The organism is Parvularcula maris (assembly GCF_024505085.1).
Classification (GTDB): domain Bacteria; phylum Pseudomonadota; class Alphaproteobacteria; order Caulobacterales; family Parvularculaceae; genus Parvularcula; species Parvularcula maris.
The window spans coordinates 122,056-145,444 of sequence record NZ_JANIBC010000005.1; the positions used below are offsets into that span (position 1 = coordinate 122,056).

At 65.6% G+C, this 23,389-nt stretch carries 23 protein-coding genes; 7 read left to right on the forward strand and 16 right to left on the reverse strand.

Annotated features, from left to right (window positions below; all coding sequences use genetic code 11):
• Positions 1-130 precede the first annotated feature (130 nt).
• Positions 131-2,575 carry a mechanosensitive ion channel domain-containing protein gene (locus tag NOG11_RS08765; RefSeq protein WP_256619372.1) on the forward strand — a complete coding sequence of 815 codons (2,445 nt, stop codon included), beginning with the start codon at positions 131-133 and terminating at the stop codon, positions 2,573-2,575.
• Here NOG11_RS08765 and NOG11_RS08770 read toward each other — a convergent pair.
• From NOG11_RS08770 to flhA, 5 genes are all read right to left on the reverse strand, one after another.
• Complete coding sequence (locus tag NOG11_RS08770) at positions 2,558-3,274, reverse strand: hypothetical protein (RefSeq protein WP_256619373.1); 717 nt, start codon at positions 3,272-3,274, stop codon at positions 2,558-2,560. The genes NOG11_RS08765 and NOG11_RS08770 overlap by 18 nt on opposite strands.
• A gap of 270 nt (positions 3,275-3,544) precedes the next feature.
• On the reverse strand, positions 3,545-4,627 hold the full coding sequence (gene flhB / locus NOG11_RS08775; RefSeq protein WP_256619374.1) for a flagellar biosynthesis protein FlhB: 1,083 nt from the start codon (positions 4,625-4,627) through the stop codon (positions 3,545-3,547).
• Between the two features lie 10 nt (positions 4,628-4,637).
• Entirely contained in the window at positions 4,638-5,402 is a 765-nt protein-coding gene (locus tag NOG11_RS08780; RefSeq protein ID WP_256619375.1) for a flagellar biosynthetic protein FliR, read from the reverse strand.
• The gene (locus NOG11_RS08785; protein WP_256619376.1) at positions 5,395-6,045 is read right to left on the reverse strand and encodes a formyltransferase family protein; all 651 of its coding nucleotides are present in this window, start codon (positions 6,043-6,045) and stop codon (positions 5,395-5,397) included. The genes NOG11_RS08780 and NOG11_RS08785 overlap by 8 nt, the downstream gene beginning before the upstream one ends.
• Positions 6,046-6,068: 23 nt before the next feature.
• Positions 6,069-8,135 carry a flagellar biosynthesis protein FlhA gene (gene flhA / locus NOG11_RS08790; RefSeq protein WP_256619377.1) on the reverse strand — a complete coding sequence of 689 codons (2,067 nt, stop codon included), beginning with the start codon at positions 8,133-8,135 and terminating at the stop codon, positions 6,069-6,071.
• Between the two features lie 363 nt (positions 8,136-8,498).
• Between flhA and NOG11_RS08795 the strand changes: the two genes are divergently transcribed.
• From NOG11_RS08795 to NOG11_RS08810, 4 genes are read left to right on the forward strand one after another with little or no spacing between them, the layout of a single operon-like run.
• A complete protein-coding gene (locus NOG11_RS08795; protein WP_256619378.1) occupies positions 8,499-9,962 on the forward strand; it encodes an ATPase domain-containing protein in 1,464 nt (487 codons plus the stop codon).
• A 25-nt stretch (positions 9,963-9,987) separates the two neighbouring features.
• On the forward strand, positions 9,988-11,007 hold the full coding sequence (locus NOG11_RS08800; protein ID WP_256619379.1) for a sensor histidine kinase: 1,020 nt from the start codon (positions 9,988-9,990) through the stop codon (positions 11,005-11,007).
• On the forward strand, positions 11,004-11,408 hold the full coding sequence (locus NOG11_RS08805) for a response regulator (protein WP_256619380.1): 405 nt from the start codon (positions 11,004-11,006) through the stop codon (positions 11,406-11,408). Before NOG11_RS08800 ends, NOG11_RS08805 begins: the two co-directional genes overlap by 4 nt.
• Positions 11,409-11,465: 57 nt before the next feature.
• Complete coding sequence (locus NOG11_RS08810; protein WP_256619381.1) at positions 11,466-13,265, forward strand: death domain-containing protein; 1,800 nt, start codon at positions 11,466-11,468, stop codon at positions 13,263-13,265.
• On the opposite strand, the gene NOG11_RS08815 is transcribed toward NOG11_RS08810, so the two are convergent.
• The 4 genes from NOG11_RS08815 to flgB are packed head-to-tail and all read right to left on the reverse strand — an operon-like array spanning position 13,262 to position 14,681.
• On the reverse strand, positions 13,262-13,537 hold the full coding sequence (locus tag NOG11_RS08815; RefSeq protein WP_256619382.1) for a flagellar biosynthetic protein FliQ: 276 nt from the start codon (positions 13,535-13,537) through the stop codon (positions 13,262-13,264). The two genes, NOG11_RS08810 and NOG11_RS08815, sit on opposite strands and share 4 nt — an antisense overlap.
• Positions 13,537-13,848, reverse strand: a complete 312-nt coding sequence (gene fliE / locus NOG11_RS08820) for a flagellar hook-basal body complex protein FliE (RefSeq protein WP_256619383.1) — start codon at positions 13,846-13,848, stop codon at positions 13,537-13,539. Before fliE ends, NOG11_RS08815 begins: the two co-directional genes overlap by 1 nt.
• A gap of 15 nt (positions 13,849-13,863) precedes the next feature.
• A complete protein-coding gene (flgC, locus tag NOG11_RS08825) occupies positions 13,864-14,277 on the reverse strand; it encodes a flagellar basal body rod protein FlgC (protein ID WP_256619384.1) in 414 nt (137 codons plus the stop codon).
• 11 nt (positions 14,278-14,288) lie between these two features.
• Positions 14,289-14,681, reverse strand: a complete 393-nt coding sequence (gene flgB / locus NOG11_RS08830) for a flagellar basal body rod protein FlgB (protein WP_256619385.1) — start codon at positions 14,679-14,681, stop codon at positions 14,289-14,291.
• 115 nt (positions 14,682-14,796) lie between these two features.
• Between flgB and NOG11_RS08835 the strand changes: the two genes are divergently transcribed.
• Positions 14,797-16,182, forward strand: a complete 1,386-nt coding sequence (locus NOG11_RS08835; RefSeq protein WP_256619386.1) for a FliI/YscN family ATPase — start codon at positions 14,797-14,799, stop codon at positions 16,180-16,182.
• A gap of 6 nt (positions 16,183-16,188) precedes the next feature.
• On the opposite strand, the gene NOG11_RS08840 is transcribed toward NOG11_RS08835, so the two are convergent.
• From NOG11_RS08840 to NOG11_RS08870, 7 genes are all read right to left on the reverse strand, one after another.
• Positions 16,189-17,733: a DUF1217 domain-containing protein gene (locus NOG11_RS08840; RefSeq protein WP_256619387.1), complete on the reverse strand. Its 1,545-nt coding sequence runs from the start codon at positions 17,731-17,733 to the stop codon at positions 16,189-16,191.
• Between the two features lie 36 nt (positions 17,734-17,769).
• Positions 17,770-18,261, reverse strand: coding sequence for a flagellar biosynthesis repressor FlbT (locus tag NOG11_RS08845; RefSeq protein WP_256619389.1), 492 nt, complete (start codon positions 18,259-18,261; stop codon positions 17,770-17,772).
• 4 nt (positions 18,262-18,265) lie between these two features.
• Positions 18,266-18,691, reverse strand: coding sequence for a flagellar biosynthesis regulator FlaF (flaF, locus tag NOG11_RS08850; protein ID WP_256619391.1), 426 nt, complete (start codon positions 18,689-18,691; stop codon positions 18,266-18,268).
• A gap of 98 nt (positions 18,692-18,789) precedes the next feature.
• A complete protein-coding gene (locus NOG11_RS08855; protein ID WP_256619392.1) occupies positions 18,790-20,193 on the reverse strand; it encodes a flagellin N-terminal helical domain-containing protein in 1,404 nt (467 codons plus the stop codon).
• Between the two features lie 122 nt (positions 20,194-20,315).
• Entirely contained in the window at positions 20,316-20,843 is a 528-nt protein-coding gene (locus NOG11_RS08860) for a flagellar protein FlgN (RefSeq protein ID WP_256619393.1), read from the reverse strand.
• The gene (locus NOG11_RS08865; RefSeq protein ID WP_256619394.1) at positions 20,827-21,237 is read right to left on the reverse strand and encodes a rod-binding protein; all 411 of its coding nucleotides are present in this window, start codon (positions 21,235-21,237) and stop codon (positions 20,827-20,829) included. Before NOG11_RS08865 ends, NOG11_RS08860 begins: the two co-directional genes overlap by 17 nt.
• Positions 21,234-22,343 (reverse strand): flagellar basal body P-ring protein FlgI, encoded by a 1,110-nt coding sequence (locus tag NOG11_RS08870; RefSeq protein ID WP_256619395.1) that lies wholly within the window; start codon positions 22,341-22,343, stop codon positions 21,234-21,236. Before NOG11_RS08870 ends, NOG11_RS08865 begins: the two co-directional genes overlap by 4 nt.
• A gap of 288 nt (positions 22,344-22,631) precedes the next feature.
• Between NOG11_RS08870 and NOG11_RS08875 the strand changes: the two genes are divergently transcribed.
• Positions 22,632-23,375: a response regulator transcription factor gene (locus tag NOG11_RS08875; protein ID WP_256619396.1), complete on the forward strand. Its 744-nt coding sequence runs from the start codon at positions 22,632-22,634 to the stop codon at positions 23,373-23,375.
• The last annotated feature ends 14 nt before the right edge of the window (positions 23,376-23,389 follow it).

The following is a 23,389-nucleotide window of genomic DNA, read 5'->3' on the forward strand; positions in this document are numbered from 1 at the left end:
CGGAGGGGGCCATCTGAGCTCGCAGAAGATATAAACGCCTTTCGGAAGAGACGGCAGCAGCTTCCTTCGTTTACCTCTTTCACTGCCTTGTGGGATTGCACCTCGCGGCAGCCGCGCTATCGCCCACCCGATGCGCGTTTTTGTCCTAGCCGTTCTCGCCCTTCTCAGCCTTGCCCATGCCCAGCCGCCCTCGGCGGAGATCGGGCTTTTGCGCGAGGAGGTAGCCGTCCGTACCCAGCGCCTGGCCGAGATCGAAGAGGAGCTGACTTCGGAGGTCTTGGGCACTGACGAACTCCTGACCTTGAGGGAGGAGCTGCGCACCCTCCGCACCGATGCCCAGACGGCCCTGGTGCCGCTGGAGCAGCGCATCGAGACCTTGCGTTCGGACCTCGACCGCCTCGGCCCCATCCCGGCCGAGGGCGAGCCGCCGGAGAGCGACGCGCTCAAGGAGGAGCGGGTCGAGATCAGCAAGCGGCTCGGCGATCTCGCAGCGCTCAGCGCCAAGATCGACCTGAACATCGCGGCCAGCACGAGGATCGGCGAGGCCATCGCGGCCAGGCGGCGCGACGCCTTCACCGGACGCCTGCAGCAGCGCGGCGACCTGCTGATCTCACCGCAGCTCTGGACGGGGGCGGCAGCGGAGTTCCTCGGCGGCGCGGAGGACGCGATCATGGCCGCGAACGGCTGGCGCGACGAGATGCGGGAGAAGGGAAGCCTGGCCCGCTCTCTCCTCTATCTCGGCCTGGCTGTCGTGATCGCGCTCCTGCTCCTCATCCCCCTGCGCCGCTTCACCGAGAGGCAGATCTTCCGCCGCATCGAGCCGCTTGAGCCCTACCCCTCGCGGCGCGTGCTGGTCGCGGCCCTTCGCACGGCCTCGAAGATGGTGCCCGGCATCGTGGCCGGGTTCTTCCTGATCGAGACGCTGAAGTTCATCGGCGCCGTGCCCGACGAGGCGGAGGACTTCGCCGAAGCGCTCTGGCTAGGCTTCCTCGCTTTGGTCTTTGCCGATGCCGCCGTCTCCGCGGTCTTCGCGCCCTTGCGGCCCGAATGGCGGGTCGCACCCCTGCCGCGCCGCAGCCTCCTCGCCGTCAGGCTTCTCGCCATCTCCGCGGCGGCGATCCTGGTGGCCAACATGGTGCTGGCGCGGGGCGCGGACCTCTTCGTCGGCTCGCCGCTTCTTTCCTACGCCCAGCAGGGGGTGGTGGCGGTGTCGCTGGGCGCGCTTCTCTACCTTCTCTCCCGCGACGGGCTCTGGACCCGGAAGGACGACGAGGAGGAGCCCGCCCCCACCAAGCTCGTCGAGGGCGAGGCGCCGCCGGGCGCCCCCGAAACCCCCGCCGTGGCGGTCGAGCCGGACGAGCCTAAGAAGCGCAGCTTCTTCGGCAAGCTGCGGACCCTGGGGCGGGTCCTCGGCGGTCTCTCCGCCGGAGCGGCGCTCCTCGGCTGGGTCAATCTCGGCTACTACGTCTCTACGAGGGCGTTCCTCCTGGTGGCGCTCTTCGGCGTCGTCATGGCGATCAGGGCCATGCTGCGGGAGACCGTGCGGGTCTTAGACAAGGACTTCTCCAGCACCGCCGACGAGGAGGACGAGAAGCTCCTCTACTCCTGGATCGGCATCTTCATCGACGCGGTGGCGGTGCTTATCTTCATCCCGCCCGCGCTCCTCATCCTGGGTGCCGAGTGGTCCGACGTGCGCGGATGGATCGTCGACGCGCTGATCGGCTTCGAGGTCGGCAATGTCAGGATCAGCTTCGGCAAGATCCTCTCGGCCATCGGCATCTTCGTGGTCCTTCTATGGGTCACCCGCCAGGTGCAGAAGACCGCCGAGACGCAGATCTTCCCCCGCTCCCGCATCGACCCAGGGGTGCAGAACTCGCTTCGCACGCTGATCGGCTATGTGGGCCTCGTCATCGCCTTCATGATCGGCGTGGGGACCTTGGGCTTCGACCTTCAGAACCTCGCCATCATCGCCGGCGCCCTCTCGGTCGGTATCGGTTTCGGCCTCCAGTCCATCGTCAACAACTTCGTCAGTGGACTGATTCTTCTCTTCGAGCGTCCCATCAAGGTGGGCGACTGGATCGTCACGGCCTCGGGCGAGGGCATCGTCAAGCGCATCTCGGTCCGCTCGACGGAGATCGAGACCTTCGACAGGTCCTCCGTCATCGTCCCCAACTCCGAGCTGATCGCCCAGGCGGTCACCAACTGGACGCATAAGGACAAGATGGGCCGGGTGATCGTCCGTGTGGGCGCCGCCTATGACAGCGACGCGGAAAAGGTCATGCGCATCCTGCAGCAGGTGGCGAGGGAGAACCGCGACATCCTCAACTATCCCGCACCGGCGGTTGTGTTCGAGGATTTCGGCGCGTCGAGCCTCGATTTTTCCCTACGCTGCTATATCCGCGACGTGGGGAACAGCCTCCGCGTCAGGACGGAGCTGAGGGTCGCCATCCACAAAGCCTTCCGCGAGCAGGGCATCGAGATCCCCTTCCCCCAGCAGGACGTCTATGTGCGGGAGCTGGCGTCCCAGTCCGGCGTCAAGGAGGGGGTGGAGGAGCCCTCAGAAGCTCCTGCCTAGCCAGAAGCGGGTGTCGGCGGGGTAGGCGCCGTTTCCGGTCGTTGCGAGGACGCCGACAAAGCCCCGCCAGTGCTCGCCGATGGGGATGAAGGCGTAGGGTCCGACCTGGAGCCTATCGGAGACGGTCTGGAAGTCAGCGGTCGATCCGTGCCCGTTATAGAGCTCGACCCCCGCCTGGACGCGGTTCTCGAAGCGGTACTGCAGGTTGAGCCGGGTCTCGAGAAGCACGCCGTCCGAGGCCCGGTCGCCGAACTGCTTAGTGGTCAGAAGCACGGCCCTGGTGATCAGCTTCTCGGACAGGGCGAACTCGTTGGTCCAGTTGACGCTCATCTGCCCCGGCCCGTCGCCCCTGACCCGGCCGTCGAAGCGAAAACCGGTCCGCCACCGGTGTTCCGGTCCGCGCAGCTCGGTGAAGATCTCCGCCTGCGCCGAATCGAACTCGGTCTCGCCGAAAGGGTCGCGCCTCACTTGGGCGAAGACGCGCCACATGATGCGGTCCGTGGGCGTGTCTTCCACGTGGAAGCGCTGTGCCCAGACGGTGTCCAGGCCGTCCGCATCGGAAGGGGAGACGGTGATGCGGTACTCTGCATAGCGGTGCCCCTTGTTCACCACCGGGCCGAAGACCCCGCCCGTGTTCTGGGCTGCGGCGGCGAGAGGAAGCATCCCGGCCAGGATGCCGAGCAGCGCGGTACGGAACATAAGACGGCCCTTTTTGGCGAAGTGTGCAGGAAACCCGCCGGTGATGCAAAGGATGGGCTCGACGGGTAGTGTCTTCAGTCGAAAGTTTGGCAAGTGCCGCCTCCCTCTCCCGCCTGCGGGAGAGGGACCGAGGGTGAGGGGGTTCTGAGCGCAGGTTTTGATACCAAGCGTTGCAGAACGGCTTCGCCGAGGCCCTCACCCAAAACCTGACTGCGCCAGGTTTTGACCTCTCCCGCCCATGCGGGAGAGGTGGCCGCCGGTTTCTAGAACCTACAGCGACAGGCTGCGCTGGCCCGAGCGGTAGACGTAGTTGATGATCTCGGCCACTGCTTTGAAGAACTGCGGCGGGATGGGCTGGTCCTCTTCCAACGCTGCGTGAAGCGCGCGGGCGAGGGGCGGGTTCTCGATGACCGGCACGTTGTGCTCCTCGGCCTTCCTCCGCATCTCCAGCGCGATGAGGTTGCGGCCCTTGGCGATACAGACCGGCGCGTCGCCCTCGGACGGCACATAGCGCAGGGCGACGGCGTAGTGGGTCGGGTTCATGATCAGGACCGTGGCGTCGGGCACCTTGCCGATCGCGTCCTTGCGCTTCTTCGAGCGCCTGATCTCGGCGAGGCGCTGCTTGATCTGGGGGTCGCCCTCGGTCTGCTTGAACTCGTCCTTGACCTCCTGCTTGGTCATACGCTGCTTCTTCTTCCACTCCATCTGCTTCCAGATGACGTCGATCACAGCGACGAGGATCATCACGATCAGCACCGCCGCCAGAAGCTTGATGACCATGCCCTGCATGCGGCGGGGGACCTCGTTGAGGTCGTAGCTCGCCATGGCGGTGAAGTTCTCCAGCTCGTTCAGGGTAAAGAGCGCCACCACCCCCGTGACCACGCCGACCTTGACCAGGTTCTTGGCAAGCTCGACCAGGCTGTCCTGGCTGAACATGCGCTTCAGCCCCTTCATGGGGTTGAGGCGCTCGGCCTTGGGCTTGATGCGGTCGACGGCGAAGACCAGCGCGTTCTGACCCAGGGTCGCCAGCAGCGCCGCCCCGGCGAAGGCCAGGAAGAGCGGCGACATGGCCGCCATGATCTTGGTGAAGAGCTCGCCCAGCACCGCCAGCACGTCGTACTGGGTGTTCTGCACGCGGATCTCGTGGATGCTGGCGACGAAGGGCGTCGTCTTGCCCGAGATCGTCCGTACCAGGGACGGCGCCAGGAACGCGATCAGCATGATCGCGGCCACCATGGAGCCTAAGGTGGCGACCTCCTTGGAGACGGGCACGTCCCCTTTCTTGCGGGCGTCCGCAAGCTTCTTTGGGGAGGCCTCTTCTGTTTTCTGGGACTCGTCCGGTTCGTCAGCCACGGCCCCTCCTTCACGCGAACGGCGCGGTCAGCCAGGCGGAGAAAGCTGCGCGGAACGCAGCCAAAACCGGGCCGATGGCGTAGGCGAGAACATAGAGCCCGCCGAGGATCGAGATCGGCATGGCGACGAAGTAGAGGGGCAGGCTGGCCATCATCTTGTTGGCGAGCCCCACGCTGATGTTGAAGATCAGCGAGAGGAGGATGAAGGGCGCCGCCATCTGAACGCCTAAGGCGAAGACCCCGGCGAAGATGCGCACCACGGCGTTCGCCGCGTCGCCCATGTTCGGGAAGCCGCCGAGCGGGATCACGTTGTAGCTGACCGCCATCGCGTCGAGCATGAGGTAGTGCATGCCGGAGACGAAGGTGAAGAGGATGGCCCCCGCCACGAACCAGGCGCCCAGGATCGAGCTCGCTTCCATGAGCTGCGCGCCGGACGCGAAGATGTTCGACAGGGAAGTGAGCTGCGAGGTGAGCTGGCCCGCGATCTGGGGGGCGGCGAGGAACATCCGCATGGCGCCGCCGAAGATCAGCCCCGCCACCACCTCGCTCATCATGGCGAAGACCACCGAGCCGAAGCCCTGCAGCTCGGGAATGCGCGCGCCGACGGTGACCGAGAGGAGAAAGCTGATGGCGCCGGCGATGAACAGCCTGATCCGCGGGCTGACATAGCCCTCGCCGAGCCCCGGCATCAGCATGCAGATGGTGCCGATCCTCGCGAAGGTGAGGAGCAGCACGGTCAGCTGATCGCTGGCGCTGCCGAGCGGGATCTCAACCATGGCCTTTCGCGGCTTTCTCCGGCTTCTCCAGAAGAGGACCTGCGGCGCGGATGAGGCGCTCCTGGTCCGAGGGTGTGAGATAGTCCTGCGCCGTTAAGAGAGCCTTAAGCCTCCTCCTCGTGCAGTGGTGCTTCGACCACGCCTCGCCTCTAGCGTGCGGCATCGGACCCTCTGTGCGCACGCAGTGGTGGATGACGTGATCGGCCAGCGCCACGGCGCGGGCGTAGACCTCGTTGCCGTAGGGGACGAGTTCGGCGTCCCCCGGTAGGGGAAAGCGGTCGACCATCAGGATGGGGCCGTCATCCACCTTGGCCGTCATCTCATGCACGGTGACGCCGTAATGGCTGGCGCCGTTGAAGATGGCGAAGGTCAGCCCGTGGGCGCCGGGGTACTCGGGCGGTCCGGGATGGATGTTGATGGGTTTGGGCCTCAGGCGCTGGATGATCTCGTCGGGGACGATGACGTCGGTCAGGAAGCTGATGAGCCTCGTGCGGTGGCCGCCGGACCTCGTGACGAGGTCGAGGCTCGCGACGGACGAGCACCAGACGGTCTCGAGCCCCGCGTCGAGCTTCTCGACATGGTTCTGAAAGGCCTCGCCCTCCGCCTCGCCGCAGAGGAAGATCAGTCGTCGTTCGAAACTCATGGGCTCCTCTTCGGCGTGCCCGGTCACGCGATCTGATCGACGGTCTTGATGGCCACCGAGCTGTGCAGCTCGTTATGCGAGATGATCGGCACGTGGGGTGCTGCGCGTTCGAGAAGGCTGCGCACGAAGGGCCGGGCATCGGCGGAGGTGAGGATGACGGGGGGCTGATCATCGTCCTTATACTTCGCGATCACGGCGCGGGCGGCGGTGATGAACTCCTGCACGTGGCCGGGGGCCATGGCGAAGATGCGCTCGCCGCCAGGCTCGCCCTGCAGGCTCTCGATGAAGGCGCGCTCCCACCGCCCGGACATGGCGATCACCGCGACGAAGCCGTCCTCGCCTTGAACAGCCGTCGAGATCTGCTTGCTGAGGCGCTGGCGCACATGCTCGGCGATGGTCTGCGGGTTGCGCGTGAAACCGGTGCTCTCGGCCACGGCCTCTAGGATCGTCGGCAGGTTCCTGATCGAGACCCGCTCGGCGAGAAGGCTCTGCAATACTCTCTGTAGGCCGACATTGGAAAGCTGGCTCGGCACGATGTCGGAGAGAAGCTTTCGGTACTCAGGCTCGAGCGTGTCGATCAGCTTCTGCATGGCCGAATAGGTGAGAAGGCTCGGCAGGTGGTCCTTGATCGTCTCGGAGAGGTGGGTGATCAGCACGCTGTCCGCGGAGACTACGGTGTAGCCCTTGCCTTCGGCCTCCTCGGAGGAGGTCTCAGGCAGCCAGCGTGCGGGCATGTCGAAGCTCGGGTCGCGGGTCGGCTCGCCGGGGAGGTCCACCTCGCCGCCGGCCGGGTCGATGGCCATGACGCAGCCGGGCCGCACGAGGCCCTTGGCAACTTCCACGTCCTGCACGGAAATTCTGTACTCGTCAGGCGGAACGTAGAGGTTGTCCTTGATGCGCACGGGCGGCAGCAGGAAGCCGAACTCCGAAGCAAAACGCCTGCGGAGCGACTTGACCTTGGCCGGAAGCCCGCGCTCGGGGTTGGAGATCATGGTGAGGAGGCGCGAGCCCACTTCGAGCTCCAGATCCTCGATCTTGAGGCTCTCCTCGGCGGGGATCTCCTTGGGCGCTTCCTGGGTCTGCGTCTGAGCACTGAGGACCGCTGCGGCCTTCTTCTTGCGCCTGGGCACCACGAAGCCGCCCACCGCGATCAGCCCGCCAATGCCGACAAAGGGCAGGAAGGGCAGGCCGGGGGTGAGGCCCATCACCGCCATCATGCCAGCCACCATGAGCACCGCCTTGGGGTACTCGCCGAGCTGGCTGAGGACCGCCTTCTCCGCCGAACCCTCGTTGCGCCCCTTGGTGACGAGAAGGCCCGCGGCCAGCGAGATGACGAGCGCCGGGATCTGGCTGGCCAGCCCGTCGCCGATGGTCAGCGTGGTGTAGGAGCTCGCCGCATCCCCCATGGTGATGCCCATCTGGGCCACACCGATGATCATGCCGCCGATGATGTTGATGAAGACGATGATCATCCCGGCCATGGCGTCGCCGCGCACGAATTTCGACGCACCGTCCATGGCGCCGAAGAAGGCGCTCTCGTCTTCCAGGGTCTTGCGCCGGTTCCGCGCCTCGACATCGTCGATCAGGCCCGCGGAGAGGTCGGCGTCGATGGCCATCTGCTTGCCGGGGATCGCGTCCAGGGTGAAGCGCGCGCCAACCTCGGCGATCCTGGTCGCACCCTTGGTGATGACGATGAAGTTGATGATCACCAGGATCGCGAAAACGATCAGACCGATGACGTAGTTGCCGCCCACCATGAGCTGGCTGAAGCCGTAGATGACCCCGCCCGCGGCATCCGTCCCCTGATGCCCGTTGGCCAGGATCAGCCTGGTCGAGGCGATGTTCAGTGCCAACCTCAAGATCGTCGCGATCAGCAGCACTGTCGGGAAGGAGCTGAAATCGAGCGGCTTCTCGATCCAAAGCGCCACCATCAGGATGAGGATGGAGAAGGCGAGGGAGAAGGTGAGCCCCAAATCCAAGGCCCATCCGGGGAGGGGTACGAACAAGACCACCAGAATGGTCATCACCCCGGCCGCGAACACCACGTCGCGGTTCGAATCGTTGCCGATCAGGCGCAGCGCTGCGTCCACGTTCTCGCTCTCCAACGCGCTAGGGACGGCTTCTGCCGACCCGGTGAAAAGGGCGTTCTGCCCCGGCGGCGAAGGTATGAACGGGGGTTTAAAGTGGGGTTTGAACCCTTCTGGAACGAGGCGCCGACGCACGGCGCCACCCTGGCGGGAGCGGTTGCGACAGGACGCCGCAACGGCGGGTGGCAATCGCGTTCAGTCACAAGCGAAGACCGCAAAAGCGGTCACACCGGCGTGTGTCGGTACCGCCGCGATATAGGTTTGGAAGAAGCCTTTCCCTACGGAAGGGGTGAAGCCTGGCCCTGCTGCCTATTCAGCCCGTCCAAGCACCGAACCAACGGTAACCACAAGGCATGGGAGCTGATCATGAGCCAGTCAGCAGGAAGCGCGGAGATGAACCGCATTCCCACCGGCGTCCGCAATCTCGACCACATCCTCAAGGGGGGGCTGCCGGGGCGCTACACCTACCTCGTGCAGGGGGAGCCGGGCACCGGCAAGACGACCTTTTCGCTGCAGTTCCTTCTTGAGGGTATGCGGCAGGGAGAGAAGTGTCTCTTCGTCACCCTCTCCCAGAACCGTCACGAGCTGGAGCTCATCGCCAGAAGCCACGGCTGGTCGCTGGACGGGATCGAGATCGTCGAGCTGCAGGCGGAAAAGCCCGAGGATGACGACCAGACCGTCTTCTACCCCGTCGATGTGCGCCTGGACACGACGAGACAGGCCGTCATCGAGGCCATTAACCGGCACGAGCCGAAGCGCCTCGTCTATGACAGCTTGGTGGAGATCAGGCAGCTCGCCCGCGACGACTACCGCTTCCAGCGCGAGCTGATCAACTTCAAGCAGCTCGTGCGCGACAAAGGGATCGCGACGCTGCTGATCGACACCGGCCCGCGCGAGCACACCGACCTCGAGGTCGAGAGCATGGCCCACGGCATCTTCCAGCTCGAGCGCGACCTGCCCGCCTACGGCAAGGCGAGGCGGCGGCTCGACGTCTCCAAGATGCGCGGCGTGGACTATTTCGACGGCTACCACGACATCGACATCCTGCAGGAGGACGGGGTCGTCACCTTCCCCCGCGTCGTGCCGGAGCTCGCGCCGGAGGAGACCGGCGGCGACCTCATCCAGTGCGGCATCGAGGATCTCGACGAGATGCTCGGCGGCGGCATGGAGCGGGGCACCACCGCCCTCGTCGTCGGCCAGGCGGGCACCGGCAAGTCCACCCTCAGTTCGCTCTACCTATGGGCGGCGCTGGAGCGGGGCGAGAACTGCGCCATGTTCCTCTTCGAGGAGCGGCCCGAGACCTTCTTCCGTCGCTCCGAGGGCCTCGGCTTTCCCATGCGAAAGTATGAGAAGAGCGGCATGCTGCGGCTCTACGACTTCAACCCGTCGGAGATCAGCCAAGGCCAGTTCAACGAGATGGCCCTCAACGCCGTCGACGAGAACGACACCAGGGTCGTCGTCATCGACAGCTTCACCGGCTACGTCTCCGGCCTTCCGCAGCCCGAGGAAGCCATCATCCAGATGCAGCTCCTCTTGCAGTACCTCGCGCGGCGCAACGTGCTGACCGTGCTGGTGGTGGCCCAGCGCGGGCTTCTCGGCCACAACATGGACACGGATATCGACGTCAGCTTCCTCGGCGACACGGTGATCTTCCTGCGCATGTATGAGTGGCCAGCGGTGATCCGCCGCACGATCTCGGTGGTGAAGAAGCGCCACGGCCCGCATGACCTCGACATCAGGCAGATCAAGATCAGCCAGAAAGGCATCTCCATCCAGGACTTCGTCCCGCCGCCCCCAGGCAGGCCCTCGCCCAAGCCGGACTACGACTAGCGTGTCCAATGGCGGGGGCGTCAGCTTGTCCGATGCCGGCCCTGCCGTAAGGGTGCCGGTCTGGCTTCTCGCCCCCACCGGGCGGGACGCCGACCTTCTGCGTGCGTCCCTCAGCCGGGGCGACGGCATCCGCATCGCCCGTGATGCCCGTGACCTTGCGCGCGGTTTTGCCGAACAGGGTGAGGTGGGGGTGCTGATCCTCACCCAAGAAGCGTTGGAGCCGGAGGTGATGGAGACCATTGAGCGTTATCTGATGAACCAGGAGCCCTGGCAGGCCCTGCCGATCATCCTCCTGGTCGACCCCGTCGGCAACACGATGAGCGCGCTCGCCCGTTTTCAGGAGGCGCTTCCGCGCACCAAGGTGCTGGTCCTGCAGCGCCCCGTGCGCCGTTCCGAGCTCGAAACGGCCGTCGAGACCATGCGCCTCTCGCGCAGGCGGCAGGCCGAGCTCGGTCTCCATATCGAACGTCAGGAGCTCCTGCGCCGGGAGCTGAACCACCGGGTCAAGAACATCCTCGCCACCGTGCAGGCCGTCTACACGCTGGCCGCGCGCAATGCGGAGGATTTCGACAGTTTCAAGGAGGTCTTCCAGCCCCGCCTTTCGGCCATGGGCAGTCTGCACGAGGTGCTCTTCAACAGCAATTACGGCGCCACCCCCGTCCGCGACCTGATCGAAGCGGTCCTGGCGCCCTTCAAGACGGCCGGAAGGTTCCGCGTGGAGGGAGACGATACGGAGGTCGGTGCGGAGATGGGCCAGAGCATCGCCCTCATCGCGCACGAGCTCTCCACCAACGCCATCAAGCACGGTGCCCTCAAATCGGACCGGGCCCATGTGAACCTGGTCTGGTCGGGCGGCGATGTGCTCAACATGGTGTGGCGGGAGGAAGGCGGCGCGCCCGCCCCCGAACCCACCAAGCGCGGCTACGGCATGACGTTCATGCAGGCCAGCGCGAAGGCGCTCGGCGGCTCGGTCGACTTCAGCTTCGGCTCGCCCGGCTTTCGCGCGGAGTTCAACCTGCCTCTGAGAAGGGGGGAGAGACGATGAGCCTCGTTCTTCTGGTGGAAGACAACATCATGGTGGCCATGATGATGCAGCTCGACCTCGAGCAGGCCGGTCACCAGGTGCTCGGACCTTTCGCCCGCAACGCCGAGGCGCTCGAGGCCGCCCATGCCGCCGTGGATCTCGCCCTCGTCGACATCGACCTCGCCGGCGGGGACAGGGGCACGGACCTCGCGCGGATGCTCCGCGAGACCCACGGCATCTGCTGCCTCTTCGTCACGGGCCAGGCCGCCGAAGCCGAGAACCACCACGCCTACGCCATCGGCGTCTTGACCAAGCCCTTCGCCTCGGACCGTTTCGTCAGTGTGGTGAACGCCGCCCTGGCCAAGAGCAAGGGCGTGGAACACGACCCCCTTCCGAAGGTGGAGGCGGTGAGCTGGTTCTAGAAGGCCTGCCCGCAAAGGCTCGCTCGGTAGGACGGCTCGGAAGGAAGGAAGTTTCGAGTGGCTAGGTTCTACGTGACCAACAGCGCGCCTGTCAGGCGGCGGCTGGAGGAGGGATGGAAGGAAGCGGGGCTGCGTTCGGCGCCGATGGAGGGCGACCTCTATGCAGCCTCGGCCAAGAAGCGCTCGATCGAGCACGTCAACGCCGCTAGCGAAGGGCCTGACCGCTGGCTCATCGCAACCGGCAGCTACGGCTCCTTCGAAGATGGCTGGGGAGGGGAGGCGCTGCCGCAGCTCCTGCGGCGCTTCGACCCGAGCGCCCCCCTCAAAAGCCGCTCGGACCTCTTCGGGCACTACGGCGTAGCGGTACGCCAGGGCGGCAGCGCCTTCGTCTTCTGCGACCCCATCGCCAGCTACGAAATCTACGTCGCGGCCTCGGTCAGCGGGGACTTCCTCGTCGCCACCTCGCTTTCGGACTGCATGAAAGCGCCGTGGGCTGGCAGCACCATCGGCGAGCGGCAGGCCCTCGTCGCCGCGTTCCATGGCGAGAGGGGGCTTGGCTGGCGCAGCACCGCGGAAGGGGTCCTCAGCCTGCGGGGCCATCAGTATGCCGCGCTGACGAGAAGCGAGCGCGGCTGGCGTCTCGATCTCCGCAGGGCCGAGCGAACCGAGCCCCGCCGCGCTCGGGGCCGCTTCGGCGACGCGGTCGAAGCCTACGCCCAAACGACCAGGTCCATGCTCCAGGTTGCGAAGCGCGCGGGCCGCCCGGCGGTCAACGCCACGGGCGGCCTCGACAGCCGGCTGGTCCTGGCCGCCGCGAAGGAGGCGGGGATGGCCGGCCATCTGCTCTACGGCAAAGGCAACAGCGCTCTGACGAACACCCGCCGCCAGGACCGGGTGGCGGCGCAGGACCTGGCCCGCTATCTCGGCAGCGAGCTGACGGTCATGGACTGGAGCGGCCATCACGTCCCCCACGAGAGGCGCCGCCGTCTCCTGCGGCAGCGCTACGGGTTCAAGCTCCCCTACGGCGGCACGGAGCGCATCATCGAGGCCTTCGAGGGGGGTATCGATCCCTACCCCGATCTTCAGCTCGCAGGCTACGGCCCCGGCTTCACCAATGCCCGCATCTGGTCGTGGCAGGAGCCAGTAGGGGTCAGGGAGTTCGCCAAGCGCTACGCCTCAGCCTATCTCGACGTCTTCCGAAGCGCGCCCGCCCGCGAGGCCTATCTCGACCATGTGGAGGAGGCCGTGGGGGAGATCGCCGAGGCGGCAGGGGTCCCGGTGAAGGGCGGGATGATCACGCCGGAGGCTGCCGTCGCCTTATGGGCCAGCACCAAGACCTCAAAGGAAAGCTTCAACGTCCAGGCCTTCAACGAGTTCTGCTACTACCTCGCGCCTCATTTCACGTCCCAGCTACAGGACCAGCTCCTCGCCGTACCTCCTGAGTGGCGGGAGGGGGACCGCTTCCAGCTCACCCTGATCGCAGCCCATGACAGCGGCATCCTCGACGTGCCGATCTACTCGGGCACGAGGCACTACGTGCTCGACCGGGCCAACATGACGGTCGGCCTTCTGGAGGGGAGGCGGGACCCGGCATCCCTCCTGCGCCGTATCCGGACGAAAGCGCTCGAGACCTGGGAGGCAAGGCAGGACAGGAGCGAGACGATCCGCGCGGAGCTTCTAGAAGCCCTCCGTCCCCTCTGCGGCGATGACATCGACCCGGAGAAACTCGCGACGAAGGACGCCCGTGCCGTCTTCCGCTTCATGACGGCGAGGGAGATGGCCAGCGAAGAGAGTGCCGCAAGAGAGATGGTACCGAACCGGCCCCCTACCGAGGAGGCCGCGGTCAAGACGGCCTAGAGCCCCCCGCCGCTCCGGATCACCTTGTCGCCGATCAGCGCCGCGTACATAGAGATGCGCTGGAAGGTGAGCGGCAGGCAGAGGACGATGGTCACGAAGATGGCCACGAATTTCGGCACGAAGGTCAGCGTCATCTCCTGGATCTGCGTCAGCGCCTGGAACAGCGCTACCGCGAGACCCGTCAGAGTGCCCGCGATGAGAGGCGGCGCACAGATGATCATCGCGGTGATGAAACCCTCGCGGATAATCTGGATGACGTCCGCTTCGGTCATCAGACGGGCATCCGCATGATTTCTTGATAGGCCTCGATCATCTTGTTCCGTACCGAGATCGCGGTCTCGACGGCCATCTCGGCCTTCATCGTGGCGCCGACGACCTCCTGAAGCGAGACCTTGCCGTGCATGGCGCCCATGGTCATCGCTTCGGAGTGCTGGACGGTCTGCACCTGCTCCATGGCGGCGGACTTCATCGCCTCGGTGAAGCTCATCTTCGGCGCGCCGGAAACCGCACCGCTGCGTGTGAACTCGGTGGAGACGCCGGTGGTGGAGGTGACGTTGGCGAGGGCGGAGACGGCTTCGATCATCGTTCAGTCTACCCCTTAGCGGTCGAGAAGGGCGATGGTGGCCATGGCCATGCCCCGCGCCTGCTCGATGACGTTAAGGTTGGCGTCGTAGGAGCGGGTCGCCTCGCGCATGTCGGTCATCTCGATCAGCGGGTTGACGTTGGGCACCTTGACGTAGCCGCGCTGGTCGGCAGCCGGGTGGGAGGGGTCGTAGGAGAGCTTGAACTCGCCAGGGTCCGTGCCGATCTTCTTGATGGTGACCGTGTCGGCGCCGAGCGCCTTGTCGAAGGTGGGCTGGAAGACGATGGTCTTGCGCCGGTAGGGGTCGGCGCCGGGGGCGGAGCCGAGCGAGTTGGCGTTGGCGATGTTCTCCGAGACCATCCGTACCCGCGTCGACTGCGCTTCGAGGCCGGAGGCGGCGATCTTCATGGTGGCGCTGATGGCGTCCATCATCCTGCTCCTTAAGTGCGGGTGGAGAGCACGGCCTTCATCATGCCGGCGTGCTTCTTCATCAGTTGGGTGGTGAGCTGGTAGTCGCGGCCATTGTCGGCGGCCTTGATCATCTGCTCTTCCAGCGTGACCTGGTTGCCCGAGGGGGCGACTTCCCAGCCTTGGACATGGGTGTTCTCGCGGAAGGTGGTGTTGCCGAGATCGGCGACCATATGACGGCCATGGGTCGCCTTCATGGAGGCGGGCTCCACCGTGCGCAGCGCCTCGGTGAAGGTGCGCAGGTCCTGGGCTTTGTAGCCGGGCGTGTCGGAGTTGGCGACGTTCTGTGCCAGGAGCGTGTGGCGGACCGTCAGATAGTCCATCTTGTTCGTCATCGTGGCGAACAGGCTGATGCCGTCGATCATGGGTGCCCTCCCGCCGGGCGGCGGCCCGGATCAGCGTTAACGAAGCGGGCAGGTTTTAAACCCGGATAAAAGGCGAGGGGGCAGGACCGAGGCTGCTTGCATGAAGGAGAACCGCATGCCTGGCGAGAGAAGCACGAGCCAAGCCCTCACCGCCCTCGACGAGGCGGCGTCGCGCCTGCGCGGGCTGCCCGGCCCCGTCTGGGAGGGAGAGATCTCCTCCGCCCTCGGAACGGTCTTGAGGGTCAAGGGCCTCTCCGGCATCCTCTCGGCGGGCGATCTCTGTCAGGTCGAGCGCCGGGGCATGAGCGCTCTGGACTGCCAGGTGGTGGGCGTCGAGGAGGAGGAGTCGCTCCTCATGGGCTTCTCCGACACCGAAGGCGTGGCGTCGGGCGCTAAGGTGACCTTCCCTGAGGCACGCTTCCGCATCAAGGTCTCCGACGGCTGGCTCGGCCGCGTCATCGGTCCCATGGCGCAGCCCATTGACGGCAAGGGTCCGCTGCCCGAAGGCGCGTTCGCCACCCCCCTCAAAGGCACCCCGCCGCCAGCCTTCGCGCGGCGCCGGGTGGGCGCCATGATCGACACCGGCGTCAAAGCCATCGACGCCTTCACCCCCATCTGCCGCGGCCAGCGCATGGGCATCTTCGCGGGCTCCGGTGTCGGCAAGTCGACGCTTCTCTCCATGCTCGCGCGTTCGTCGGCGGCGGATGTGAACGTCATCGGCCTGATCGGCGAGCGGGGCCGCGAGGTGCAGGAGTTCCTGCAGCGCGACCTCGGCGAGGAGGGGCTCAAGCGCTCCATCGTGGTCGTCGCCACCTCGGACGAGAGTCCTCTTGCCAGGCGCCAGGCTGCCTACCTCACCATGGCCGTGGCCGAGGACCAGCGGAAGCGCGGCCGCCACGTCTTCTGCATGATGGACTCGGTCACCCGCTTCGCCCATGCCCTGCGCGAGATCGGTCTCGCCGTGGGCGAGCCTCCCTCGGCCCGGGGTTTCCCTCCTTCGGTCTTCGGCGAGCTGGCGCATCTTCTCGAGCGCTCAGGCCCCGGCATGGGTGAGCAGGGGGACATCACCTTGGCTGCCACCGTGCTCGTGGACGGCGACGACCATGACGACCCCGTGGCCGATGCCACTCGCGGTATTCTGGACGGGCACCTCGTCCTGTCGCGGCAAGTGGCCACCAGGGGCCGCTTCCCCGCCATCGACGTACCCGGATCGGTCTCCCGCCTGGCCCCCGACTGCTATCCTGCCGCGGACGATGCCAAGGCGGCGGCCGAAGCCCGCAGGCTGCTCTCGGTCTACGAGGAGAAGCGCGACGTCATCGCCATCGGCCTCTACAAGCGAGGCGCCGACCCCGAGACCGACAGGGCCATCGAACGCGTCCCCGGTATCGAGGCCTTCTGCGCCCAAGACCGCCATGAGACCCTGCCTGCCGAGGCGGGGATGGTGGCGCTGAAGGAGGTGCTAGGCCACGTGGCGCCCGAGATGCTGCCGGCTGAGGCGTAGGGCTTCTTAGAAGAACGTCGCGCCGAGGGTGGCCGGGTCGATCGAGACGATCCCGCCAGCGCCGCCGCCCGCGTCGAGGGTCGGGTCGATGCCGTAGAGGGCGAGGGTGTTCGACACCTGGCCCGGTGCGCCGTTCCTGATGTCGTAGAGCAGGGTGAAGCGCTGCAGGAACTTCTTGCGGCCCTCGGGATCCTTCAGCTCGTCGAGGTCCAGACGGTCCTCGAAGATCTCGGCCAGCTTGTCCGGGTTCGTCCGCTGCATCTCGTCGGGCAGGTCGAGGGCTGTGAAGATCACCTCCCGCAGCGCCTTGTCGCCGAGCACGGAGAACCAGCTCGTCAGGCCGGGGGCCTTGCGGTCGAAGTAAGCGGCCAGGCGCACGCCGATATTGTCCTCGCCCGCATCGCCTTCGAGCTTCACCCGGCGGTACTTGCCGATGACCTCCTCGGCGAAGTTCGGGTTACGGACGTTCCGGTCACCGCTCTCCGCGAAAGCGAAGGCGCGAGCGAAGTCGCGAAACTTCTTGTCGACGAGCTTGTTGGCGAGGCTGTCAGGATCGGCAACGCCTTCCTCCAGCACCTTCTTGACCAGCGCGCGGCTGTCCACCTGGCTCTCGAGGTCGAAGGCGGTGAGGGCGAAGCGGTAGAGGCGTTCGTCCGCAAGGAGCTCCTCCGCAGACGACACATTGCCGATATTCTCGCGGAAGTACTGGATCTCACGCTCGTTGAACTTGGCGAGCGGGAGTTGGCGCCCGGTATCCTGCGCTGCCTTGGCCTCCGCCTTCAGGGTCTCGCGGTTGTAGTTCGAGACCACGCTGTCGAGAAACTTCGGGTTGCGGACATTGCCGTGCCCGACCTCGGCGAAGGCGAAGGCGCGGGCGAAGATGCCGTAGCGGCTGTCCCTTGCGGTGTTGGCCAGGGACTCCTCGGCGAGGTCCCCGGCGGAGGGGTTGTAGAAGCCCGCATCGAGCGCCCTGCCGATCAGCTCACGGTTTTCCTGCTCGCCGCCGAGACCGTAGGCGGTCAGTGCCACGGCCAGGAGCTTGTCGTCCTGAACGAGCTGCTTGCCCGTGGTGAGGCTGCCGACATTGTTGCGGAAATAGGTGATCGCCTCGGTCAGCGCCGCGCCGGTGAGCTGTGTCCGCGTGGCGAAGCGGCTGGCCACCGTGTCGATGGCGTTCTGCTTCTCGAAATCGAAGACGAGGTCGTCGGAGAACCAGAAGGCCTTGGCCAGGGTGTCGATCTCGTTCGTGCCGGTCTGCTCCAGCTTCGCATCGGCACTGAAGGGATCGAACACCCCCTCGTCGAGGATCTGCTGGATGAGCTCCGGATCGTCCGCCTTGTCCGAGAGACCGAAGGCGGTGAGGGCGTAGTTCAGGAGCCGCTCGTCGGCGATCAGCTCGGCACCGGTCGAGACGGAGCCGATCTTGGCGCGGAAATAGGCTTCCTCCGCCTCGAGGTCGCGGCGGCCCTCCGCCTCGGCAGTGTCGATGGGCTCCAGAGGGCGGCCGTAATTTCGCTCGAACGTCAGATAGCTGAGATAGGTCGAGGTCATGGCAGCTTTCCTCCGTTACCGGCGCGTGACCGGTTCCTAGCTGGCAGCCCTGAGCTGCTGATCGTTGATGCGCGCCTCTGCGGCGGCGTGGAACGCCTCGTTCTCCGCGGCCAACTCGCGCGGCACGTCGGGGGAGGCGGCGGGCGCCGCTTCTTGTTCCGTACCGAGCTCGAGCAGCGGGTGAAGGCGCACCAGGGCCTTGTAGAAGTCCTGAAGGTGGACCTGGTCCATCGCCTCGAGGATCGCCGCTCTGGCGTCGTTCTCCGTCACCTGGGTGAAGACATAGGCGCCCAGCTTGGACGCATGGCGCAGGGCCTTCTCGTCGGCGCCCGAGATCAGGAGCATCTGGATGGCGAAGTAGAGCTGGCGCACCGGGGTCTTCGCGTCCTCGGGCTGCAGCACGTATTTGCCGCGAAGCACCTGGCCGAAGCTCGACACGGTAATGGTGTTGCGGCGGTCGCCATTGGTCAGCACGCAACCGTTGACGATGATGCGCTCGTTGGGGCGCAGTCTCAGACGAAGTCCCATGAGGTTAGCTCGCTTCTTGTAGCTCCGCGCCTTCGGTCTTTTCTTCGGGCGCGGCTTCCGGTTTTTCTCCGGCGAGTCCTTTGATGATGTTGCGGTTGATCTCGAGAAGGGGCGCCATGGTCTTGTCGCCTGAGATCACTTCGGGGGTGTGGCGGTCGACGAAGAGCGCGAGCGAGATGATGCCGGCTTTCAGTTCGTCGGGAAGCGGGTTGTCCTGGAACGCGCAGTCGAACATCAGCTCACCCCAGAGCTTCTGGTTCCTGCTGAGCGCGTCGAGAGCGAAACTGGAGAGGGGGAACTGCTCTTCGCGCGAGGCGCGTTCGAGCTCACCGGTGATCTGGAGGAAGACCTTGCGCTCGATCGCGCGCGGATCTTCTGTCTCGGTGATGGTCTGCTTGTAGGCGGCTTTCGCCTGGGCCCTGCCGTACATAGATCGTTCTCGTCCTGATTGTTCTTGGTTTGATACCTAAGAAGGAAGGGGGTGGCCCCCGGGGATGATCCCGAGGGCCGGTGTTTGGGGCCTGCCGATTAACGGAAGAGGCTGAGCAGCGACTGCGGACGCTGGTTGGCGATGGAGAGCGCCTGGGTGGCAAGCTGCTCTTGCACCTGGAAGCTCTGCAGACGGCTCGACTCTTCGGTCAGGTCGGCTTCCGTGAGGGCCGCAACGCCGAGCTCGAGGCTGTCGGTGAGGTCCGAAAGGAAGTTCTGACGGCTGTCGAGGGTCGACTCGAACACACCGATGACCGTTTGCGAGATGTTGACGCGAGCGATCAGGCTGTCGGCGATGACGAAGCCGGCTTGAACGTTGCCGGTGGTCTCACCAGCGACGTCGATCTGACGAGCCACGGCGCGGAAGCCGGAGTCGTTGGCGAACGAACGCAGGTTGCTGTCGGAGAAGACAGCGTTCTGAAGGAACGCGGCACCCGAGGCGAACGCGTCACCGCCAGCGGTGGCGAAGGCGTTGGCTTTGGAGGCGTTGTAGTCCACCGCAGCAACTTCGTCACCGTTCGTGTAGCCCGCGACACCGGCGAAGGTGTAGGGGTTCGCGCCACCGGAGTCACCGTCCGTGTAGTACGCATCGACGAGAGCCTGGCTCGGCGCTGCGGTGATGTCGGTGATCTCGATCACGTCACGGCTGGTGTCGTTGCCGACCTTGCCGAGGTTGGACGTGGCAATACCGATCGAGGCCAGGAAGTTCCGGTCTTCCTCAGAGCCGTAGAAGGTGAAGGCGTTGGCGGAGGTTTCCGCAGCCGCACCTTGCTCGCGGGTGATGACGGAGTCGGAGTTCGCGCCCTGGGTCAGGTCGACACTGCCGTCGCCATTTTCGTCGAGCCGGTCACCGAAGCCGGAGTTGAAGGCACGCGACAGTGCGTCGAACTGAGCTTCAGCCTGGGCGACGGTGAAACCGCCTTGAGCCACACCGGCCAGCTCAAGGCTGTCGAGGTTTTGCGCTTGCAGGGTGAAGGTGCTGAGCTCGAACGAACCGTTGTCGCGGGTCAGGGTGGTGGTCAGCGTGGTGGTCTTGGAACCAGCAAGCAGGTTCACACCGTTGAACGACGTGGCGTCGATCTGGCCTTCGATCTGCTCGACGACCTGGCCGATGGCGAACTGAACTTCCTTCAGCGCCGTACCGGTCTGCGCGGTGGTCAGCGCGGACTGGATGGAGTTGATGTCTTCGGTGATGCCGCTGAGGCCGGCCGAAGCGGTTTTCGCCGTGTTGACGCCAACCGTCAGGTTGTCCTTCAGGCCGTCGAGAACGGCAACGTCACCCTTCACCGTCTGAGCGACGAGGAAGAAGGCGGGGTTTTCTTTGGGGCTGCGAACTTTCAGGCCCGTGGAGATACGGTCCTGGGTCTCTTGCAGGTTCGACTGAACCGAACGAAGAGTGCGAAGCGCGGTTTGCGCGGATGCGTTGGTAAGCAGAGATGCCATTGGTTTGGGCTCCTTGAGTTCTCAAGTTTGACAGGAGCGCCTTCTGACGCCGGGCAATGCGGTCCCTCACGAACCGAGTGCTGGGATGAAGCTAGGGGGGCTAGGTTAAGCGGTCGTGAAATTCAGAGCTTAACTTGCGTCCCGTTTAGGGACAGGTGCTGGAGACTTTTCTTAGCACCATCTTTACTATAGACCCCGTCGCCTTTCTCGTCTTCGAGCTTGCGGATGGCCTGGGAGCGGACCTGGCCGATCGCATCCTTCACCGCGCCGATCGCGCGCATATTGCCCTCGACGGTCTTGTTGAAGCCGCCGATCCTGGCCTGCAGCTCGCCTGGGTCGAGGTCCTCGACGGCCCGCATCGCGCCCCGGTTGTATTCCAGCCGCTCGGCCTGGCGGATCAGATCGCTCTTCTCCCGCTGCAGCTCGGCAAAGCCTTCGAAGTCGCCTGCCTTGATCACCTCGGTCTCGCGGCGAAGCACGTCGGCGAGCTTGGCCATGACGGAGAGGACCAGGGGCTCGGATTTGGGCTTGGCGGTCGGCTCCACCGCCGCTTCAGCTTCCGGCGCGGGCTGCGCCCGTTCATCGCGGCGAAACTCGGGGAAGAGGCTCTCACGCTCTTCCCGGCTCAGGCGCTCAACGTTCTCTTTCATGGTCGGCGTTCTCGCTGGTGGTGGCGTCCGGGTTCATCCCAGGCGTTTCAGTGGGGGAGGGGAGGTCTTCGGGCAGCTCGGAGATGCGGTTGATCTCGGCCATCACCATGTCGGCGATGCCGATCCCGCCCCTGGCCGCAAAAGCGTCGGCGATGTGCTGGACGAGGAAGCCCTGCCACATCTTCTCGGCATTGCCGCCGCCGAAAAGGCCGTCGGTCTTCATGCCCGAGAACATCGTGTCCACGAACTGGTTGAGGAACACGGCCTCGAAGCCTTCCGCCGCCTCGCGAGCCTCGTCGGGCTTGGCTGCCTGAAGGCGGCGGGCCGCGCCCGCGATGTCGAGCTCGGGGGAGGCTTCCGCGCCGAGGGGCTGGAGGGGGGCAACTTCCGTCATTGGACCACCAGCTCCGCCTGAAGCGCACCGGACGTCTTGATGGTCTGGAGGATCGAGATCATGTCGCGCGGGGTGACCCCCATGGCGTTGAGGCCGTCGACCAGCTCCTGCAGGGTCACGTTCTCCTCGATTACCTGGAAGCCGTTGCCGAGCTCCTCCTCGACCACGATGTCTGTGCGCGGCACCACCACCGTCTCGCCGACGCGGGAGAAGGGGGAGGGCTGGCTGACCTGGGGCCGCTCGGAGATGCGGATGGTGATGTTGCCGTGCGTGATGGCCACTGGCGAGATGCGGACATTGTTGCCGATGACGATCGTGCCTGAGCTCTCGTCGACGACGACGCGGGCCACCTCGTCAGCCTCCACGTCGATGCTCTCGAGGTCGGCCAGCATGGTCGTCACCTCGCCCTGATAGGCGGCGGGCACGGTGACCTCGACGGTGGCGAGGTCCACGGCGCGGGCGAAGCGTCCGGAGAGGCGCGCGTCGATGGCGCCTGCGATGCGGTTCGCCGTCGTGAAGTCGGGGTTCTTGAGGATCAGCCGCACCCGGTCGAGATCGTTGATCGGGAAGGCCAGCTCCCGCTCCACCGTGGCGCCCTCGGGCACGCGGCCTTGCGTGGGCACGCCGCGGCTGACCGAACCGGCGTTGCCTTGTGCCTGGAAGCCGCCGATGATGAGCTGTCCCTGGGCGACAGCGTAGACATTGCCGTCGGCGGCGGTCAGCGGGGTGACCAGCAGCGTGCCCCCCTGAAGCGAGCGGGCATCGCCCAGCGCCGAGACCGTCACGTCGATCCGGTCGCCGCCGCGTGAGAAACCGGGCAGGGAGGCGGTGACCATGACCGCGGCCACGTTCCTCGTCTGCAGGATGCGGTCGGTGGGCAGGGCCACGCCGAAGCGCTCCAGCATGGCGCGCACGGACTGCTCGGTGAACAGCGCGTTCTGCGTCCGGTCGCCGGTGCCGGGCAAGCCGACGACGATGCCGTAGCCGATGAGCTGGTTCTCGCGGACACCTTCGATCTTGGTGATGTCCTTCAGGCGCGAGGCGTTCGCGCCCAAGGGGGCAAGGGGTAGGAGGGCGCTGCCAAGGGCGAGCAGCGTCCCAGCCAAGGCGGTTCTCCGCCTGCGCAGTCGTGAAGCAGCGCTGATGAGCCAAGAAGACATGGGCGCAATCATAGGCGCGCTGATGAAACGGACTTTAAAGGATCACTCAACCGCCCGCTATCGGATAGGTTGTATGGCAAGGCGTGTGCCTACCCTGGATAGGCGGTATGCGAACACTTTCTCCACCAATTTACTTTCAAACAAGGTTAGCTCCTCGTCCCGGCAGAAGTTTCGGACGGCGACGGGCGCGGCGGCCCGAGGGCAAAAGGGACGCCACAGATACGGTGAGGAAGCATGCGGATTATCCTGTTGGAACCGAACGCCGTGATTGCCGAAGCGCTCAAGGGCCGCTGCGCGCAGTCACAGATCGACGTCGACATCCTGTCCACCAGCGAAGAGATCGAGGCCGTCGCGGGCCGCGACCTCACCCATTACGGTGCGATCCTGGTCGGCTCGGTGGAGGAGCCCTGCGGCCTGATCGAGGAGCTTCATGCTTCAGCAGGCGGTACACCCATCATTCTTTTATCTGACGTGAAAAACCCGGCGCTCGCCATCAGGGCCTTCAGCGCGGGCGCGGACGATTTCGTGGTCAAGCCGTTCAACGCCGAGGAGCTGAAAGCCCGCATCCTCGCCCGCTCCCGCCGGGCGCTGGGCCAGGCATCCACCGCCTTCAAGCTCGGCAAGCTGACGATCTTCTACGACGGGCGCGACCCCGAGGTTGCTGGCGAGCGCATCAAGCTCTCCCACCGCGAGCACGCCATCTTCTCCTACCTCGCCCAGAACATCGGCCGGGTCGTCTCGAAGGAGAGCGTCTACTCCGCCGTCTACGGATCCATGGACTGCGAGCCCTTCGACAAGGTGATCGACGTCTATATCTGCAAGCTGAGGAAAAAACTGTCGGACGCCACCGGCGGCCAGCAGTTCATCGAGACGGTCTACTGCCGCGGCTACAAGATGGACAAGCCGGAGAACACGGTCGTCCAACGCCTTGGCGGGGGAGGGCGCAAGGCGCTGACTGCGAAGAAGAAGGCAGCGTAGGGCGGCTGCCCACC

What these genes read in the sequence shown, in the direction of transcription:
- NOG11_RS08815 (WP_256619382.1), bottom strand. Translation starts at nt 13,537, where the DNA reads ATGACCGAAGCGGACGTCATCCAGATTATCCGCGAGGGTTTCATCACC.
- NOG11_RS08875 (WP_256619396.1), top strand. Translation starts at nt 22,632, where the DNA reads ATGCGGATTATCCTGTTGGAACCGAACGCCGTGATTGCCGAAGCGCTC.
- NOG11_RS08855 (WP_256619392.1), bottom strand. Translation starts at nt 20,193, where the DNA reads ATGGCATCTCTGCTTACCAACGCATCCGCGCAAACCGCGCTTCGCACT.
- NOG11_RS08795 (WP_256619378.1), top strand. Translation starts at nt 8,499, where the DNA reads ATGAGCCAGTCAGCAGGAAGCGCGGAGATGAACCGCATTCCCACCGGC.
- flaF (WP_256619391.1), bottom strand. Translation starts at nt 18,691, where the DNA reads ATGTACGGCAGGGCCCAGGCGAAAGCCGCCTACAAGCAGACCATCACC.
- NOG11_RS08835 (WP_256619386.1), top strand. Translation starts at nt 14,797, where the DNA reads ATGCCTGGCGAGAGAAGCACGAGCCAAGCCCTCACCGCCCTCGACGAG.
- NOG11_RS08770 (WP_256619373.1), bottom strand. Translation starts at nt 3,274, where the DNA reads ATGTTCCGTACCGCGCTGCTCGGCATCCTGGCCGGGATGCTTCCTCTC.
- NOG11_RS08845 (WP_256619389.1), bottom strand. Translation starts at nt 18,261, where the DNA reads ATGGGACTTCGTCTGAGACTGCGCCCCAACGAGCGCATCATCGTCAAC.
- NOG11_RS08780 (WP_256619375.1), bottom strand. Translation starts at nt 5,402, where the DNA reads ATGGTTGAGATCCCGCTCGGCAGCGCCAGCGATCAGCTGACCGTGCTG.
- NOG11_RS08840 (WP_256619387.1), bottom strand. Translation starts at nt 17,733, where the DNA reads ATGACCTCGACCTATCTCAGCTATCTGACGTTCGAGCGAAATTACGGC.
- NOG11_RS08860 (WP_256619393.1), bottom strand. Translation starts at nt 20,843, where the DNA reads ATGAAAGAGAACGTTGAGCGCCTGAGCCGGGAAGAGCGTGAGAGCCTC.
- NOG11_RS08785 (WP_256619376.1), bottom strand. Translation starts at nt 6,045, where the DNA reads ATGAGTTTCGAACGACGACTGATCTTCCTCTGCGGCGAGGCGGAGGGC.
- flgB (WP_256619385.1), bottom strand. Translation starts at nt 14,681, where the DNA reads ATGATCGACGGCATCAGCCTGTTCGCCACGATGACGAACAAGATGGAC.
- NOG11_RS08805 (WP_256619380.1), top strand. Translation starts at nt 11,004, where the DNA reads ATGAGCCTCGTTCTTCTGGTGGAAGACAACATCATGGTGGCCATGATG.
- NOG11_RS08765 (WP_256619372.1), top strand. Translation starts at nt 131, where the DNA reads ATGCGCGTTTTTGTCCTAGCCGTTCTCGCCCTTCTCAGCCTTGCCCAT.
- NOG11_RS08865 (WP_256619394.1), bottom strand. Translation starts at nt 21,237, where the DNA reads ATGACGGAAGTTGCCCCCCTCCAGCCCCTCGGCGCGGAAGCCTCCCCC.
- flgC (WP_256619384.1), bottom strand. Translation starts at nt 14,277, where the DNA reads ATGGACGCCATCAGCGCCACCATGAAGATCGCCGCCTCCGGCCTCGAA.
- fliE (WP_256619383.1), bottom strand. Translation starts at nt 13,848, where the DNA reads ATGATCGAAGCCGTCTCCGCCCTCGCCAACGTCACCTCCACCACCGGC.